A 16,961-nucleotide genomic window follows, 5' to 3' on the forward strand; every position below is an offset into this window, starting at 1 on the left:
GACGACGTCCGCGGGGAGCGGTCCCGCGGTCTCGTTGTAGGGGCCGCGGACGAGGGGGTGAACGGCACCAGCCCGTCCACTTCGAACACGTCGTCACCGGCGTGGTGACGGGGTGCGCCGCGGTCTGGTGGCCGCCGCGAACCCAGGGTTGCGGAACCGGGTGCGCGCTGATCGAATCCATCACCCACCTCGTCCTCCACGCGGACGGGCCCCAGGGCGATGGCCGTCGCCGGAGAGATGCCCAGGACCGACCGTCACCCGATCGAACACACCCCCGAGGAGCACCCGACCATGCGCGGAGCTGTCATCCACGCCCCCGGCGACGTCCGCCTGGAGGACCGTCCCGACCCCGCCGTCCAGTCCCCCACCGACGCCATCGTCCGCCTGTCCGCCACCTGCGTGTGCGGGTCGGACCTGTGGCCCTACCGCGGCGTCGAAACCGTGTCCGGGCCCACGCCGATGGGCCACGAGTACGTCGGGATCGTCGAGGAGGTCGGCGGCGAGGTCACCGGGATCAGACCCGGCCAGTTCGTGGTCGGCTCGTTCTTCGCCTCCGACAACACCTGCGAGATCTGCCGGGCCGGGTTCCAGACCTCCTGCGTGCACCGCCAGGCGGTCGGCGTGGACGGCGCCCAGGCCGAGTACCTGCGGGTCCCGCTCGCCGACGGCACGCTCGTCGCCACCCCCGAGGTGCCCTCGGACGACCTGCTGCCGAGCCTGCTCGCGGCCTCCGACGTGCTGGGCACCGGGTGGTTCGGCGCCGTGGCCGCGGACGTGGGTCCCGGCAAGACCGTGGCCGTCGTCGGCGACGGCGCCGTGGGCCTGCTCGGGGTGCTCGCCGCCCGTGAGCTGGGCGCGGAACGGATCATCGCCATGAGCCGCCACGAATCCCGGCAGGAGCTCGCCACCGCGTTCGGCGCCACCGACATCGTCACCGAACGCGGCGACGACGGCGTCGCGCGGATCAAGGACCTCACCGACGGCCTCGGCGCCCACAGCGTGATCGAGGCCGTCGGCACCCAGGAGTCCATGACGCAGGCCATCCGCTCCACCCGGCCCGGCGGCTCCACGGGTTACGTCGGCGTCGCGCACGACGTCACCCTCCCCGGCGAGGAACTGTTCTTCAGCCACGTCCGCCTCCTGGGCGGCCCGGCCCCCGTCCGCCGCTTCCTCCCCGACCTCATCGACCGCATCTGGACCGGCGCCATCGACCCCGGCAGGGTCTTCGACCTCGCACTGCCCCTCGACCAGGTCGCCGAGGGCTACCGGGCCATGGACGAACGCCGCGCCATCAAGACCCTCCTCCGCCCCTGACCCCTGGCGCGGACGGCGCTACCAGCCCGGAACCCCGCCGCTGGGCCCGCGGTTCACCCGGCGGGCGTGCCGTCGGCGACCTCTCCGGAGGCCGACCCGGTGGACGAGAGCAGCGTGAGGTTGAGGCGGATCCGCTCGACCGGCTCGACCTCCAGGTCGGCCACCGTCGGCACGGTCAGCACCCCGGTCAGCTCCCCGCGCGGGATGCTGGCCAGCGGCTGCACCCGCGTGCTCGACAACGGCCGCGAGGGCAGCGGCTCCTCCTGGGAGACGTTGCGGCGGAACCACAGCTCGTCGACGTCCGTGGTGGACAGCTCGGCCCCCTCGGGGGCGGTGGGCCTGCCCGTGACCAGGAGCATCCGGTCGGCGGGCGCGGACAGCGTCATCCGCCACGCCAGGGTGCCGCCCTCGGTGATCGCGTCGGTGACCGGGGTGGCGGTGAAGGTCGGCTCCGGGTCGTCGTTCGGCACGGTCAGCCTGTCGGCGTACCGGCCGACGACCGCGCCCCGCACGGGTTTGACCAGCACCGTGCGCCGCGCGTCCAGGTTCCAGCGGGTGTTGCCGGTGATCCGCACCAGGACCTCCAGCTCGCGCTGTCCCGGCTCGATCGCCACCAGCTGCTCGGTGTACGCGGCGTCGCCCTCGTTCTGGACGAACACCCGCACCGCGCCCGCGCCGCTCCCGGTGACCGAGACCGGGAACCGGACGGTCCGCACGCCCGAGTCGCCCTCCTCGGCGGTCAGCGCGCCCAGGTCGACGCGCGGCAGCGCGACCGGCCGCGGGGCGGGCAGGCCGGGAGCGTAACCGTGGGCGTCCACGAGCCACGCCTGCCCGGAACCACCGTGCGGGACCAGTTCCAGCTCGGCGACGCGGCCCAGGTCGATCCCCTGCGCGGGCAGCGGCACGCGCACCTCCTGCGCCCAGCGGGCGGAGATCCGGTCGGTGGCGGGCAGCCCGTCCAGCGCCACCGACCCCAGCGCCGCGCGGCGCCCGGCCGCGTCGGTCACGGCCACGTCGAAGCGGGTGGTCGGGCTGTTCGGCGGCACGGCCAGCCTCAGCGCCAGCTGCCGCGCCCCCTCCAGCGACACCGGCGTGCCGGGTCGCGCGGTCGCGGCCTGCCCGTCGGCCGTCCACCCCAGCGCCACGGCGAACCGGCCGGACTCGGGCACGATGCGGTTGAACCGGACGAAGTGCGGCGACGGGCGGCCTGCGGCCGGGTCGACGCACGCCGCGGCCGGGTCCGCCGAGACCTGCGCGCACACCCGTGCCGAACCCGCGGCCGAGGTCGCCTCGTCGGGCACGACGAACGGGGAGCGCGCGCCGCCGACGGCGTGGGCGAGCACGCGCGCCGGGTCGGCCGAGGGCGCTCGGACGCCCGAACCGTCCAGCAGCGGCAGCACCCGCCGGTCTCCGGCGACGAACAGGCGTGCCGCCGCGGCGATGTAGGTCGCGCCCGCGGTCTGCTGCTGCTCGGCGGTGAGCCGGGTGGGCGTCCCCGGCGAGCACACCGGGTCCTCGGGTGGGGAGAGGAAGTCGTCGGACGCCGGGGCCTCCGCCTGGCCGGGCGTCCACTCGCTGTTGAAGAAGTTGTGGTTGGCGCCGACGAAGTACAGCGCGCTGTGCAGCGCGGCCCCCCGGCTCACACCGCGGGTGGCGTCCACGTACAGCTGGCCCTGGAGGTCGGACACGTCGCCGTCGCAGCCGGGCAGGATCGTCACCGACGGCACGTCCGGCGCCGGGTTGTGCGCGAAGACCGTCGGGCCGATCAGCAGTTGGCCCTTGATCGTCCAGAGCACCGGGCCGTCGTGGCCGCTGCCCGGCGGCGGCGGGGAGAGGCTGTCGACCGCGGCCCGGTTGACGCCCTCGCCGCCGCGGGAGTGCCCGACCAGCAACACCTGACGCAGGTCGGCGACCGGTGCGGCGCGGACCACCTCGGGCGCGGAACCGCGACCGGCCCCCGCCCAGTCCGCCCACCGCGCCAGGTGCGCGCGCACCAGCGCCGACCGGGCGCCCGCGCCCAGTTCCACGTCCAACCCGTCCTGGGCGTTGACCGAGTTGGCGGACACGGACACCGTCACGTAGCCCTGCGAGGCCAGCAGCCGCTGCGCCCCCAGGTAGCCGCGGTAGCTCGGCACCGGCTCGGCGGGCTCCGGACAGGGCCACGTCAACAGCATCTGGGTGCCGTCGTAGCAGGTGATGTGCCTGCCGTGCAGGAACAGCGCCACGGGGCGACGGCCCGTCGCACCGACCGGCGCGACGACCACGGCCCTCATCTCCAACGGCACCGCGTAACCGGGCGCGGTGATGGGGTCGAGCTCGTACTCCCCGGTGGACGTGGCGAACGGGCCGGGCGTGCCGGGGTCGGTGCTCCCCGCGGGCAGGAGCGCGGGCGGCGGCGCGACCGAACCGGCCGACGGGAGAACGGGCTCCTCGACGTCCAGGCGCCTGCCCGACAGCCGCACCTGGAGCGCGTCGACGCCCTCGACGTCCGCCGCGTCCAGGGTGTAGGTGCGCAGGTCCGCCGACGGTCGCGGCACCCCCAGCAGCCGGTCGCCGTCCCAGAACTCGACCGCCGCGCCACCCGGCGGGACCGGGGCGGTCGCCGTCCACACCAGCCCCGTAGCGGTGATCGCCCACCCCGGCCGCGGCGGCGCGTCGGGCGCTCGTCGGACCTGGGCCGTCGCCGTGACCGGCGCGACGAGGGTCGCCGCCACCAGGACGGGCAGCAGCAGTTTCGCCCAGCGCATGTGGTCCCCCCGGATCGACTGGCGGTCGACCAGTTCTAGCGCTGCCGGACACCGCGGCACAAGCGTTCTCGAAACACTTTCGCACCTTTGGCCGAAACACCTACCGGCCTGAAAACCACCGCACCGGTGGTGCGGACCCTCGCCACCGGTACGCGTAGGATCACGGTATGCGCAGGTCAGGGCTCGTGGAACATGCTCGTGATCTGGGGGTTCACGATCACGTGTGCTGGCGGTACGACGACGTGCTCGAATTCCAGGCCCGCGCGCGGGAGTTCTTGCGCGAAGGCCTGGAGCAGGGCAGTCGCATCCTCTACACCGCTCCCGGCCCGGTGGACGCCCTGGTGGAGAGCTTGCGGGGGATCGACGGGATCGACCGGGCGTTGCGGGACGGCGCCGCCCACGTGGCGTCGGTGGACGCGGTGTACTCCGCAGGCGGGGTGGTCGACCCCGTGGCCCAGGTGCGGACGTACGCCAACGCCACCGAGGCAGCCCTGGCGGACGGGTTCTCCGGACTGCGGGTGGCCGCGGACGTGACTCCCCTGGTGCGCTCCGCGCGGCAGTTCGACGCCTTCGCCCGCTACGAGCACCTCGCGGACCGCTACATGGCCGATCACGCGTTCTCGGCGTTGTGCGCCTACTCCGCCGCGGACGTCGACGACCGGGCGTTCGCGCACGTCGCGAGCTTGCACCCGAACACCAACACCGACACGTCCGGTTTCCGGCTGCACGCCCTCGGCGGAGGCCTCACCGCCCTGGGTGGCGAGGTGGACTCCTCCACCGAGCTGTTCACCGCGGCCCTGGACCGCGTCGACCTACGTCCTCAGAACGGAGAACTGGTGCTCGACGCCACAGCGCTGACGTTCCTCGACCACAACAGCTTGCTGCGCCTGGTCGATCGTCTCTCCGACCGCGGCTCCCCGGTGGTGCTGCGCACCTCCTGGCCCGGTTTGAGCCGACTCGTGAAGCTCCTCGACCTGCACTCCGTGCGAGTCGAGGAAGTCGCGTGACGCTCCAGGCGACGCCGCCCCGCGGTGGATTCATCCACCCGGCCCTGTTCTACGGCTCCGACGACGACTACCTGAGCACACTCGTGCCCTTCATCACCGACGGCGTGGCGAACGGCGAACCCGTCGCCGTGGCGGTGCCCGGCGCGCGGCTGGAGCTGCTGCGCGAGGCGTTGGGCACGGCCGCGGACGACGTGCGGATGCTGGACATGGAGGAGGTGGGCCGCAACCCCGGCACGATCATCCCGACCGTGCTGCGGCGGTTCGCCGACACCCACCGCGACCGGCACGTGCGCATCATCGGCGAACCGATCTGGGCGGGCCGCACCGCCACCGAGTACCCGGCCTGCGCCCAGCACGAAGCGTTGATCAACCTGGCGTTCGCCGGGCGTGACGTCACCATCGTCTGCCCCTACGACACCTCGACGCTCGACGACCGGGCGCTGGCCGACGCCCTGGCCACGCACCCGACGGTGTGGAACGCCGACGAGCGCCGCGACAGCGACCACTACGCCCCCGAGGCCGTGGTCAGCCTCTACAACCAACCCCTGGACGTGGGCCAGGACCCCGTCGACCTGGTGATCACCACCACCGCCGAGATCCGGGACGTCCGCAGGCTCGTCGACGCGTGGGCGCCGCGGTGGGGACTGGCCACCGACCGGGTGGCCGACCTCCAGCTCGTCGCGACCGAACTGGTCACCAACAGCCTCCGGTACACCGGTGCCGGGTGCCGGGTGCGGTTCTGGCTCGACGGGGAGACCCTGGTCTGCGCCGTCGAGGACACCGGTCGTCTCACCGATCCCCTCGCCGGTCGCCGCCCACCCGAGCCGGGGCAGCACGGAGGACAAGGACTCCTGCTGGTCAACCAACTCGTCGACCTCGTCCGCGTGCACACCAGCCCGCGCGGCACCACCGTCTACACGTTCCTGGCCCTGTCCGCCCCGTAGCGCAGGCCCCGAACAGCGTTCCGCGCGCTGTTCGGGGCGACCTCGGACCGCGACCGGCCTACCGGTGGGACCGGGTGGTGATCCCGTGCGCGCGCAGGGATTCGAGCCAGCGCTCGGCGTCACCGGGGCTCTCGGCGGCTCGGTGGAGACCCGCGGGCAGCCGTCCGGCGAGGATCTCGCCGACGCCCACCGCCGCCGTCGTGGAGACCAGGCGGGCCATGGCGCTGTCCTCGTCGTCGCCGACGAGGTCGAGCACGTGTTCGCCGGACCACGAGGTCCCGTCGGCGCCGTCGACCCGCAACGCCACGGCCAGCACGACCCTGTCGCGGTCGGCGCTCGTGGTCGGGTAGCGAGTGGCCAGCTCCTCGGCCAGCTCGGTGATCCGGTCCTGGTCACCACCGCGCAGTTCGGCGAAGACCGGTTGCCACGCCGCCTGCCAGCCGTCGAGGCGGAGCGTGCCGCGGACGAACTCGTCCAGCGTCCACCCCGCGTCCATCCCGTACTGGGCGACGAACGGCACGCTGTCCCGGTTGGGGTAGACCTCGAACCGCTCTCCGCCGATGACGTGCGGGCGGACCGCCTCCCACGGCCTGTCCGCGATCCGCTCGGTGCCGTCCTCGACGTACCGGGCAGGCGAGCACAGCGCGGTGAGGACACCGCGCGGCGCCCAGCTGAAGCGGTACCGGAAGTCGTTGGGCACGGCCGGAATGCCACCGCAGTAGGAGGTGAAGGCGACCCGCGCCGGTCCCTCGACCGCGGCTCGCGCCTCCGCGACGAGGCTGTGGGCCAGGAGGTGGTCGATGCCGGGGTCGAGCCCGGCCTCGGTGAGCACCACGACCCCGGCGTCGCGGGCCTGCTCGGCGATCTCGGGGGACACGTAGCTGGTGTTGGCGAAGTGCGCGCCCGCCGCGAGGCAGACCCCGAGGAGTCGCCCGTGCTCGGTGGCGGGCAGCATCGAGACCACGACGTCCCCCGCGGCGGGAGCGAGGTCGTCGAGGGCGGCCGTCCCCACCCGGCCCGCCAGTCCGAGCCGCTCCGCGCAGGCCGCTGCCTTCGCGGCCGTCCGCCCGTGCACGACGACGTCGGCGATCTCGCTGAGGACGCGGACACCGCTGCCGGTCGACAGGCCGGTCCCGACCCAGTGCACCCTAGGCATCGACGTTCTCCTTCACCGCGTCGTGGAAGTGCTTCACCGCTCGGCGCCACGGAGCGGCGTCGAGGTCCAGCAGTTGGGGCGTCAACTCGGCGGAGAACGCCGCGCTGGCCTCCACGGGCAGCAGGGACGGCAGGTTGTCGATCGCGATCACGTCCACGGGCCGCTCCCCGTCGCGCAGCCTGCGCGCGGGTTCGTCCCAGGACGTGACGCGGTCGTTGACCGGCAGGACGTTGTGCCGCGAGGTCACGTCGCAGGTCACGTCCGAGACCACCCGCAGCGAACGCCCCGGCGCGTCCAGGTCGGCGTCGGTCAGGAACGGGGGCGACGGGCGGGTGGTGAGCACCGTGTTGACCAGGACGTCGTGCCCGATCAGCGCCGCCCGGTCCAGGTTCGCGGTCTCGGGCAGGTCCCACTCGGTCGGGACGAGGCCCGCGACGACCAGTGCGTCCCTCGCGCCTCGCCCGCTGCGGCCGAGCGCGCCGATGACCAGACCCCTCAGCGGATCGCCCGGCACCCGCAGCGCGGCGTCCAGGTCGGCGCGGGTGGTCGGCAGCAGCGGTGCCGACAGGCGACCGCGCGCGTGCAGCACGGCCAGTGCGGCGCCGACGTAGCCCGCCCAGTAGCCGAACGCCGCGAGCCGTCGTCCCGCGTCGTCGGTCAGGTACTCCAGGTCGAGCAGCGTTCCGCCACCGGAGTGGAACCGGTCGAGCAGGTCGCGGGCGCCCGCCTGGCCCTTGAAGGCGTGTCCGAAGAACACGTGCCGGTGGCGGAGCTCCCCCGGGTGGTCGGGCAGTTCCTTCAGCCCGACCACGACGACGTCGGACGGCGCGTCGACCCAACTGCCCTCGGGAGCGACGTCGCAGCCCGCGGCCCGGTAGTCCTCGACCGGGAACGCCCGCTGCGCCGACGCCTCGACGGTCACGTCGATCCCGGCCTCGACGAGGACGTGCACGTCCTCGGGCACGACCGGCGCGCGCCGCTCCGTCGCCCGAGCTTCCCCTCGGATCCACAACCGGGTCATCGCGAAGAGTCCTTTCGAGACAGAGGTGCGGAGTTCGGGGGCGGGACGTCGTCGTCGGATCGATCGACGGATGGTCGCACGCGCTCGCGGGACATCATTTCCCGACAGGCCAAGGGGTTCCCGGACCGCGGTTCCCCCCACCGCACGGGTGCCGAAACTACCATGATCCACTGTGGTCGACAACGAGATCCGACCACCACGCGGGGGGTTCGGACCGGGCCGCGCCCGCGCCCAGCACACCACCTCCCCCTGGCGCAACCGGTTCCACCCCCTCACTGCGGCTTACCGAAATATCGGGCAGCCCCACGGCCGGTACCACGTTTTTTCGTAACTTGGTTGAAATGGGCGCGCGGCCGCTGTAGCCTCGAACGAGGGGAATATCAGGTGCTCATCCGTCTGGGGAGAAGCTTTGAGCTCTGGGGTTGATCTTTTTTCTGCGACTTCGACCGAGTGGTCGCACGAAGTCGATATGCATCAGTAGACGATCTTTTCCATAACGTCGGGCGGCCGGTTTCGGCAGCCCCGCGTTGTGCTGCGCGACCTTCGTGAACCGTCGGTCGCGCGCCTTGCCCTGCCCTGCGCGTTCGCGTTCCTGGGTCGTATGGACTATGGGGGTCTTTGCAATGCGCGATGCTTCTGTGCGCACGCACTACGATTGTATTGGAATTGGCGCTGGCCCGGCCAACCTGAGTTTGGCTTCACTTCTGCACTCCCGTCCGGAGATCACGAACCTCTTCCTGGAAAAAAGGGCTGAATTCGGCTGGCACGACGGTCAACAGTTACCAGGAGCGACGCTTCAGGTGTCGATGCTCAAGGATCTGGTCAGCCTGGCCGATCCGACGAGCAAGTTCTCGTTCCTGTCCTACCTGCACTCGTGCGGCAAGATCTACCACTTCATCAACGCCCAGTTCGACGCGGTGCCCCGCCAGGAGTTCCGCAACTACATGCACTGGGCGAGCGACCAGAACGAGAACGTCGTCTTCGGCGAGGAGGTCCTCTCCGTCGACTTCGACCAGGTCTTCGTCGTCCGGACCAACAAGCGAACGCTGACCGCGAACAACATCTCCGTCGGCGTCGGCACCAAGCCGTGGGTGCCCGCCGTCGCGCAGCTCGGTGAGCAGCAGTTCCACGTCAGCGACATCGTCGAGCTGGGGGCGAACCTGCGGAGCAAGCGGGTGTGCGTGGTCGGCGGCGGGCAGTCCGGCGCCGAGGCGTTCCTCGACCTCATCAGCAGGCCCGAGCACGAGCGGCCGCGTCGCGTGTCCTGGGTGACCAGGCGGCGCAACTACTTCCCGATCGACGATTCGCCGTTCACCAACGACTTCTTCGTGCCGAGCTACTCGGACTACTTCTTCAACCTCGACCGGGCCAAGCGGGAGGAGTTCATCTCCCAGCACGTGCTCGCCAGCGACGGGATCTCCGAAGCCACCCTGAGGGAGATCTACCAGCGCATCTACGTGCTCAGGTTCATCGAGGGAGCACACGACGCCGTCGCCCTCTACCCGAACCGCGAGGTGTTCGACGTCGGTCCCGGCAGCGGGCAGAACGACCTGGCGATCAAGGTGTCGAACAGCAACCACCCCGGTGTGGTGGGGCAGGTCGACGCCGACGTGATCGTGTGGGCGACCGGGTTCCGGTCCGCGCCGTCGGACTTCCTCGACCCGATCGCGCACCGGTTCGAGCGCGAGGGCGCCGAGCTGAGGATCGACAAGGACTTCATCGTGCGGTGGGACGGTCCCTCCGACCGCAACGTGTTCCTGCACAACGCGGCACCGACGCAGCGGGGCCTGCCCGACCGGAACCTCAGCCTCATCGCGTGGCGCAGCCAGCGCGTCGTCGACCGGCTGCGCGGTGTCCGCAGCGACGAGCAGCTCGCGTCGTTCATCGAGTGGTCGGCGAAGCTCGGCACCGAGGACGCCACGAAGGTCGTGTTCGGATGAGCGGGCCCGACGTCGACGTCGCGGTCGTGGGCGGCGGGATCGTGGGCTGCCTCATCGCCCGCGAACTCGTCGCGCGCGCACCGCACCTCGCGGTCACCGTGCTCGACCGCGACATCGCCGGGTCGGGAGCCAGCAGGAGGTCCGCGGGCGTGCACTTCCCGCGCGGGGCAACCCCGCGCGTGCGGCGGATGACCGAGTACAGCCACCGCCACTACGAGCGGCTGGCGGAGTCCGACCCGGCGCTGCCGATCTTCCCGCTCGCCGCGTCGGTGGTGTCCGCGGACGCCGCGGCCGTGACCGGCGCGTACCTGGAACTGGCTCGGCCCACCGAGCGGCCGGACGGCTCCTGGGACGTGGCCGGGTGCCACTACGCCGATGTCGGCGCGCTGACCACCGTGCTCGCCGGTGAGCTGCGGTCGCGGGTCAAGTTCCGCGAGGGTGTCGCGGTGACGGCCGTCGAGCCGGGGCCGGACGGGGTGCTGCTCCGGCTGGGCACCGGCGAGTCGCTGCTCGCGGGGCGGGTCGTCATCGCGCCCGGTCCGTGGGTGCACGCGCCCGCCTGGCGCGACCTCCTCGAACCGCTGGGCGTGCGGGTGAAGCAGGTCGTCGCGCTGCACGTCGACCAGGTGCCCACCGCCGAGGACCGCCTCGTCGTGTTCCAGGACGTCGACGCGTTCCTGCTGCCCATGGCGCACCGCGGCCACCAGCTCTTCAGCTTCACGAGCAAGCACTGGGACGTCGTGCCCGACGAGTTCACCGACGGGCTCAGCGAGCGGGCGCTCGCCGAAGGACGCGAGGTGCTCGGGCTGCTCGCGCCGCGGCTCGTGGAGCGCACCACGTCCGGTCGGGTGTTCTGCGACGCCTACAGCCCCACCGGGGAGCCGCTCGTGCGCACGGTCGACCCGAGCGGTCGGGTCGTCTTCGCGGGCGCGGCCAACGGCTCCGGATACCGGCTCGCTCCGGCCATCGCGGCGGAAACCGCCGACCTACTCCGCATCGGCTCAGGACAAAGGATCAGCGCGTGATCGTCAGCCAGTACAACACCGACGAGCTGTCCAAGGCGTTCGGCATCGACATGAGCTCGGAGTCCGGGTTCGGACCCGGCGCGGGCTGGGGCCGGGTCGTCCCCGGTGCCTCCAGCGATCCGCACCAGCACGACGAGACCGAGGTCTTCGTCATCGTCCGCGGCACGGGCGAGCTGGTCGTCGACGGCAGGCGCAGCCCGGTCGCGCCCGGCACCGTCGTCCGGTTCGAGCCGTTCGAGACCCACGTCATCGAGAACACCGGCGACGAGGACCTGATCTTCTTCGACCTGTACTGGCGGGACCCCGCGGAGGCGACCTCGGCGGCCGCGGGCAGGAACCGGTTCGGCGACCGCCCCGTCTTCGTCTTCTCCACGCCGCCGACGCCGAACGGCGACCTGCACCTCGGGCACCTGTCCGGGCCGTACCTCGGCGCGGACGCGTTCGTCCGGTTCCAGCGGCTCAACGGCGTCAACGCCTGGCACCTCACCGGCAGCGACGACTACCAGAGCTACGTCGTCGACCGCGCCGAGCGCGACGGGAGGTCCCCGGCGGAGACGGCGGCGCACTTCTCGTCCGAGATCGCCGAGACGCTCCGCATGATGGACATCGAGGTCGAGCAGTACACGGTCACGAACGCGGACGAGACCTACCGCGCGGGCCTGCGGCGCTTCTTCTCCCGCGTGGTCGAGTCCGGTGTCGTGCGACCGCTGGAGGCGCCCGCGCTGCTCGACGACGAGACCGGCGAGTACCTCTACGAGGTGGGCGTGTCCGGTGGCTGCCCCGGTTGCGGCAACGGCACGAACGGCAACATCTGCGAGGAGTGCGGCGAGCCGAACGTCTGCGCGGACCTGGTCGACCCCCGCACGCGGCGCACCGGGAACCCCGCCGCGCACGGCGTGTCGACCCGGTACTCGTTGCCGCTGCACGAGTTCCGCAAGGAGGTCACCGCCCACCACAACCTCGGCCGGGTGCCCGCGCGGCTGCGCGAGCTGACGCACCGGGTGTTCGCCCGCGAGGAGTTCGAGCTGCCGATCACCCACCCCTCGCAGTGGGGCGTGCCGCCCGCTGAGTCCGGTGTGGACGGTCAGGTCATCTGGGTGTGGCCGGAGATGGCGTACGGGTTCCTGCACGGCATCGAGGCGCTCGGCAGGAAGCTCCAGACCGGGTGGCAGGCCGACGCACCCGAGCAGGACTGGAAGGTCGTCCACTTCTTCGGCTACGACAACAGCTTCTACCACGCGCTGCTCTACCCCGTGCTCTACTCGCTCGCGTTCCCGTCCTGGCAGCCCGACATCGACTACCACGTCAACGAGTTCCTCCTCCTGAACAACGAGAAGTTCTCGACCAGCCGCAAGCACGCCATCTGGGGCAAGGAGGTGCTGACCCCGGAGAGCGTCGACGCGGTCCGCTACTTCCTCGCGGGCACGCGGTCCGAGGGCAGGCGGACGAACTTCGACCCGACCCGGTACGACCAGGTGCTCGGCGACACGCTGATCGGGTCGTGGCAGCGCTGGCTGCACGAGCTCGACGGTCGGGTGCGCGAGTGGTACGGCGGCGTCGTGCCGGACGCGGGTGTGTGGACGCCGGAGCACGTCGCGTTCCTCGACAAGCTGGCCAACCGGCTGTCCGCGGTCACCGGCGGACTCGGTGCGGACGGCTTCTCGCTGAACCGCGCCGCCGCCGAACTGGACGGCATCGTGCGGGACGTGCGCGAGTTCGCCGAGTTGGAGCACCAGGTCGCGGGCATCGACACCTGGAAGGACGAGACCCGCAGCGTCGTCGCGCTCGAACTGGCGGCCGCGCGGCTGCTGGCGAGCGTCGCGGCACCGGTCATGCCGGGCTTCGCCGCCCGGCTCACCGCCGCGCTCGGCCTGCCGGGGGCGACCACCTGGCCGACCACGGTCGAACTGGTCCCGGCGGGCACGCCGATCGAGCTGGGGGTCACCTTCTTCCACGGGGGGACCGCCTGATGCTCGACGTCGTCAACGCGATCGCGTTGCAGCGCAACACCGACACCCGGCACCGCTTCCACCACGCGCACGAGGGCGAACTCCGGTCGCTGAGCCTGGCCGAGGTCGACGCACGGGCCACCGCGGTGGCGCTGCGGTTGCGGGAACTCGGGATCGGCCGCCGCGACCGGGTCGGCATCATGGCCCGCAACAGCCGCGAGTGGGTGCTGCTCGACATCGCGGTGCTCAAGCTCGGTGCCGTCACGGCGGGGTTCGAACCGGGGCGGTTCGACTCGGAGGAGGTCGTGCGCGACTTCGGTCTCTCCGCGCTGTTCACCGACTCCCCCGACGCCGACGGGCGGGTGGTCCTCGACATCGCCGTCATCGCCGACTGGGCGGGTGACGGCGCGGAGAGCGAGCCGCTGCACACCGGCTACGACGCCGCCGACATCTGCGCGATCAAGTTCACCTCCGGCAGCACCGGCATGCCGAAGGGGCTTGAGGCGACCGTGGCCAGCGTCAACAGCGCGCTGGACGCGACGCAGGACATGTTCGCCCACGGTGACGGCGACAACCTGCTGGTGTTCCTCGGCAACTGGTTCCTCCAGCAGCGGTACTGGATCTACTCCGCGCTGGTCTTCGGGCACGACGTCACGCTCGCGTCCGTCGACGACGTGCTGGACGTGGCACCGCTCGCGGCGCCGACCGTCGTCATGGGCGTGCCCGGCTTCTACGAGGACGTGAAGACGCGCATCGAGGCCACCGGCGCCACCCCCGGCACCGAGGTGATCCAGAAGTGGCTCGGCGGCCGGATCCGGTACCTGTGGACCGGTTCCGCGCCGGCGAGCCGGGCCGTGCTGGAGTTCTTCAACGACAACGGGGTGCCGCTGTACGAGGGGTACGGTCTCAACGAGACGTGCATCGTCTCGAAGAACCACCCCGGCGCGTTCCGGCTCGGCAGCGTCGGCAGGGTGCTGCCGGGCAAGAGGGTCCGGTTCGACCAGGACGGTGTGCTCATCGTCGGCAGCACGCACCCGATCAACACCAGGTACACCTGGTCGGCTCCGGGCGTGAACGAGAAGACGTTCCTGCCGACCGGTGAGGTGAAGACCTACGACGTCGGGTACGTCGACGACGACGGCTTCCTGTTCGTGCAGGGCCGGGTGGACGACGTCATCGCGCTGGGCACCGGGTACAACGTGCTCGCGCCGATGATCGAGCACCTGGTGCGCGAACACCCGGCCGTCCACGAGTGCGTCCTGCACGGCAGCGGCAGGCAGTTCCTCTCCGCGGTCGTGTCGCCCGCCTCACCCGACGTCGACGAGGCCGACCTGCGCCGGTTCGTCCGGTCGCTCAACGAGGGCCTGCTGGAGGAGCAGCGCGTCCAGGCGGTCGTGCTCGCGGCGGAGCGGTTCTCCATCGAGAACGGGATGCTCACCGGCCAGTTCAAGCCGCGGCGCAAGGACATCCACACCCGCTACGCGGCCGAACTGGAGTCGATCTACGCGGGTGCGTTGCCCGACGACGTCCCCCTGCTGGTCACCGAGCAAGTCAAGGAGCACGCATGAGCTGGGACAAGTTCACGGACCTGGTCCTCACCAACAGCAGGGTCGAGCTGCGCCGGGTGCGGATCACCGACAGGGAGGCGTTCGAGCGCATCTCCTTCGACGAGAGCATCTGGACGTACTTCGTGTCCCGGATCTCGACGCAGGACGACCTCGACCAGTTCATCGAGACCGCGGTGCGCGACACGCTCACCGGGACCCGCATCGTGTTCGCCATCATCGACCGCGAAACCGGTCGGGTCATGGGCAGTTCCGCCTACGGCAACCTCAACGAGGCGGACCGCAGGCTGGAGATCGGCTGGTCGTGGGTGGCACCCGAGGCGCGCCGGACCGGCGTCAACCGCGGGGCCAAGCTCGCGCTGCTGGACCACGCGTTCGGCGAGCTCGGCTGCGAGCGGGTCGAGTTCAAGACCGACGTGCTGAACACCGGCGCCCGCGACGGGCTCAAGGGGATCGGCGCGACCGAGGAAGGCGTGCTGCGCAGCTTCAACTACATGCCCGGTGGGCGCCGTCGCGACGTCGTCTACTACAGCATCCTGCGCAACGAATGGCCGTCCGTGCGGCAGGAGCGGTTTTCCGCGCTCGGCACGTGAGGCGAAACCCGGGGGAGGACAATGAACACGGAAGAACTGACGTTCGTCGTCGGTGAGCACCGGCTCGCCGCCACGAAGGTCCTCGGCGACGACGGGCGCGCCCCGAGCGTCGTGCACCTGCACGGGCTCGGGCCGACCGCGGACCGGCACGGCGTCCGCTACCTGCTCGACGAGCTCGCCGAACACGGTCACGGGTCCCTGACCTTCGAGTTCTCCGGCAACGGGGACAGCACGGGCGTGCTGGAGGAGTCCACGCTGGGCATCCGGCTCGCCGAGTCGCGGGCGGCGGCCGCCCAGCTGGGCTCCGACGAGGCGCCGGTGGTGATCGGCACCAGCATGGGGGCGCACCTCGGTGCGGCGCTCGTGCCCGAGCTGCGGCCACGAGCACTGGTCCTGTTCGTGCCCGCCGCGTACCCGGCGGGCTCGGACGACGACCGCTTCTACGACACGCTCGCCAAGCCGGGCAACCACCCGGACTCCCCCGCGTTCGCGGGGATCCGGGAGTTCGACGGCGACCTGCTGATCATCGCGGGCACGCACGACCAGGTCGTGCCCCCCGACGTCGTGGACGGGTACGTCGCGAACGCGGTGCGCGCCCGATCGGTCGACGTCGTCGAACTCGACTGCGACCACTTCGTCCACCGCTGGCTCCCTGCACAGGACACCGTCCTGAACGACGTCCACAAGGCGATTCTGCAGGTCGTCTCCGCACACATCTCACGCTGACACGAAAGGCAATCGAGTGGTCATCGAGGAAAACATTCTCCGACGCCATGACAGGGAGAGCCAGGACGCCGTCGAGGCGGGCTTCCAGTCCGGCCCCCTCGTGGACGCGCTGGCTTCGGCGCCCGTCCTGGAGACGCGCGGCGGCCTGTCGAAGGAGGAGTTCGACGAGGAGTACCGCACGCGGCTCCGCCCGGTCGTGCTCAAGGGCTTCGTGAAGGACTGGCCGTCGGTGCAGACCTGGTCCTTCGAGCACCTCGCGCAGCGGTGCCCGGACGTCAAGGTCACCGTCAACAGCTACAACTCGAAGGAAGCGCGCACGGTCACGTTCCCCGAGTTCGTCACGCTGCTGAAGGAGAACGAGGGCAACACCGAATCGCCCCTGTACCTCCAGGAGTGGTACTACCAGACGAACGCGCCGCAGATCGCGGCCGACATGCCGGAACTGGACGTCGCGCAGTACGACTTCCGGCAGGACCTCTACGGCGAGAAGGCCTCCACGAACCACCAGCTGTGGCTGGGCCAGGAGGGTGGCGTCACCCGCCTGCACCAGGACTCGTACTCGGTCGACGTGATGCACGCGCAGATCGTCGGTTCGAAGCGCTGGTACGTCATGGGCCCGAAGGCCGAGCTGCGCCTCGGCGCGGACGGCAAGCCGGACTGGGACGGGCTGCTCAGCTCGCCGGACACCCAGCTGCACCAGTTCGACCTCATGCCGGGTGACCTGCTGTACCTGCCCGCGAACTGGTTCCACCGCATCCAGTTGCTGAGCAACTCGATCGGCCTCGGCCGCAAGTGCCTGGACCAGGCGCACCTGCGGGTGCACATCAAGCAGCGGATGAACGAGCTGCTCGCGCTGCTGCTCAACTTCGACGAGGTCAAGGAGACGCACCCGGAGCTGGTGCCGGTCCTGATGTCCCGCAGCCGGGCGTTCGCCGACCGTCTGGGCGTCGACCTGTCGAGGCTGCGCCCGTAGT

General features: G+C 71.3%; 13 protein-coding genes. 10 read left to right on the plus strand and 3 right to left on the minus strand.

Going from position 1 to position 16,961, the window contains the following annotated elements; genetic code table 11:
* The first annotated feature begins 291 nt into the window (after positions 1-291).
* Positions 292-1,314, plus strand: coding sequence for a zinc-dependent alcohol dehydrogenase family protein (locus VFZ92_RS13890; protein WP_330876310.1), 1,023 nt, complete (start codon positions 292-294; stop codon positions 1,312-1,314).
* Positions 1,315-1,367: 53 nt separating this feature from the next.
* On the opposite strand, the gene VFZ92_RS13895 is transcribed toward VFZ92_RS13890, so the two are convergent.
* Entirely contained in the window at positions 1,368-4,061 is a 2,694-nt protein-coding gene (locus VFZ92_RS13895; protein WP_330876311.1) for a hypothetical protein, read from the minus strand.
* A 167-nt stretch (positions 4,062-4,228) separates the two neighbouring features.
* Here VFZ92_RS13895 and VFZ92_RS13900 point away from each other — a divergent pair, with 167 nt between their 5' ends.
* Together VFZ92_RS13900 and VFZ92_RS13905 are read left to right on the plus strand one after the other, a co-directional pair.
* Entirely contained in the window at positions 4,229-5,068 is an 840-nt protein-coding gene (locus tag VFZ92_RS13900) for an MEDS domain-containing protein (RefSeq protein WP_330876312.1), read from the plus strand.
* Positions 5,065-6,012 carry a sensor histidine kinase gene (locus tag VFZ92_RS13905; RefSeq protein ID WP_330876313.1) on the plus strand — a complete coding sequence of 316 codons (948 nt, stop codon included), beginning with the start codon at positions 5,065-5,067 and terminating at the stop codon, positions 6,010-6,012. The genes VFZ92_RS13900 and VFZ92_RS13905 overlap by 4 nt, the downstream gene beginning before the upstream one ends.
* 58 nt (positions 6,013-6,070) lie before the next feature.
* On the opposite strand, the gene VFZ92_RS13910 is transcribed toward VFZ92_RS13905, so the two are convergent.
* On the minus strand, positions 6,071-7,168 hold the full coding sequence (locus tag VFZ92_RS13910) for a saccharopine dehydrogenase C-terminal domain-containing protein (RefSeq protein ID WP_330876314.1): 1,098 nt from the start codon (positions 7,166-7,168) through the stop codon (positions 6,071-6,073).
* Positions 7,161-8,189: a saccharopine dehydrogenase gene (locus tag VFZ92_RS13915; protein ID WP_330876315.1), complete on the minus strand. Its 1,029-nt coding sequence runs from the start codon at positions 8,187-8,189 to the stop codon at positions 7,161-7,163. The genes VFZ92_RS13910 and VFZ92_RS13915 overlap by 8 nt, the downstream gene beginning before the upstream one ends.
* Positions 8,190-8,812: 623 nt before the next feature.
* Between VFZ92_RS13915 and VFZ92_RS13920 the strand changes: the two genes are divergently transcribed.
* The 7 genes from VFZ92_RS13920 to VFZ92_RS13950 are packed head-to-tail and all read left to right on the plus strand — an operon-like array spanning position 8,813 to position 16,960.
* Entirely contained in the window at positions 8,813-10,129 is a 1,317-nt protein-coding gene (locus tag VFZ92_RS13920) for a lysine N(6)-hydroxylase/L-ornithine N(5)-oxygenase family protein (protein ID WP_330876316.1), read from the plus strand.
* On the plus strand, positions 10,126-11,154 hold the full coding sequence (locus VFZ92_RS13925; RefSeq protein WP_330876317.1) for an FAD-dependent oxidoreductase: 1,029 nt from the start codon (positions 10,126-10,128) through the stop codon (positions 11,152-11,154). The genes VFZ92_RS13920 and VFZ92_RS13925 overlap by 4 nt, the downstream gene beginning before the upstream one ends.
* Positions 11,151-13,124 carry a class I tRNA ligase family protein gene (locus tag VFZ92_RS13930; protein ID WP_330876318.1) on the plus strand — a complete coding sequence of 658 codons (1,974 nt, stop codon included), beginning with the start codon at positions 11,151-11,153 and terminating at the stop codon, positions 13,122-13,124. The genes VFZ92_RS13925 and VFZ92_RS13930 overlap by 4 nt, the downstream gene beginning before the upstream one ends.
* A complete protein-coding gene (locus VFZ92_RS13935; RefSeq protein WP_330876319.1) occupies positions 13,124-14,671 on the plus strand; it encodes an AMP-binding protein in 1,548 nt (515 codons plus the stop codon). The genes VFZ92_RS13930 and VFZ92_RS13935 overlap by 1 nt, the downstream gene beginning before the upstream one ends.
* Complete coding sequence (locus VFZ92_RS13940) at positions 14,668-15,261, plus strand: GNAT family protein (RefSeq protein ID WP_330876320.1); 594 nt, start codon at positions 14,668-14,670, stop codon at positions 15,259-15,261. Before VFZ92_RS13935 ends, VFZ92_RS13940 begins: the two co-directional genes overlap by 4 nt.
* Positions 15,262-15,282: 21 nt before the next feature.
* Entirely contained in the window at positions 15,283-15,987 is a 705-nt protein-coding gene (locus VFZ92_RS13945) for a hypothetical protein (RefSeq protein ID WP_330876321.1), read from the plus strand.
* Positions 15,988-16,003: 16 nt separating this feature from the next.
* Positions 16,004-16,960, plus strand: coding sequence for a cupin-like domain-containing protein (locus tag VFZ92_RS13950; protein WP_330876322.1), 957 nt, complete (start codon positions 16,004-16,006; stop codon positions 16,958-16,960).
* Position 16,961 lies beyond the last annotated feature (1 nt).

Source organism: Umezawaea sp. (assembly GCF_036375055.1).
GTDB lineage: Bacteria > Actinomycetota > Actinomycetes > Mycobacteriales > Pseudonocardiaceae > Umezawaea.

Bases quoted from the DNA above. Each gene is read 5' to 3' on its own strand.
- VFZ92_RS13890 (WP_330876310.1), top strand. From the start codon at position 292: ATGCGCGGAGCTGTCATCCACGCCCCCGGCGACGTCCGCCTGGAGGAC.
- VFZ92_RS13895 (WP_330876311.1), bottom strand. From the start codon at position 4,061: ATGCGCTGGGCGAAACTGCTGCTGCCCGTCCTGGTGGCGGCGACCCTC.
- VFZ92_RS13900 (WP_330876312.1), top strand. From the start codon at position 4,229: ATGCGCAGGTCAGGGCTCGTGGAACATGCTCGTGATCTGGGGGTTCAC.
- VFZ92_RS13910 (WP_330876314.1), bottom strand. From the start codon at position 7,168: ATGCCTAGGGTGCACTGGGTCGGGACCGGCCTGTCGACCGGCAGCGGT.
- VFZ92_RS13915 (WP_330876315.1), bottom strand. From the start codon at position 8,189: ATGACCCGGTTGTGGATCCGAGGGGAAGCTCGGGCGACGGAGCGGCGC.
- VFZ92_RS13920 (WP_330876316.1), top strand. From the start codon at position 8,813: ATGCGCGATGCTTCTGTGCGCACGCACTACGATTGTATTGGAATTGGC.
- VFZ92_RS13925 (WP_330876317.1), top strand. From the start codon at position 10,126: ATGAGCGGGCCCGACGTCGACGTCGCGGTCGTGGGCGGCGGGATCGTG.
- VFZ92_RS13935 (WP_330876319.1), top strand. From the start codon at position 13,124: ATGCTCGACGTCGTCAACGCGATCGCGTTGCAGCGCAACACCGACACC.
- VFZ92_RS13940 (WP_330876320.1), top strand. From the start codon at position 14,668: ATGAGCTGGGACAAGTTCACGGACCTGGTCCTCACCAACAGCAGGGTC.
- VFZ92_RS13945 (WP_330876321.1), top strand. From the start codon at position 15,283: ATGAACACGGAAGAACTGACGTTCGTCGTCGGTGAGCACCGGCTCGCC.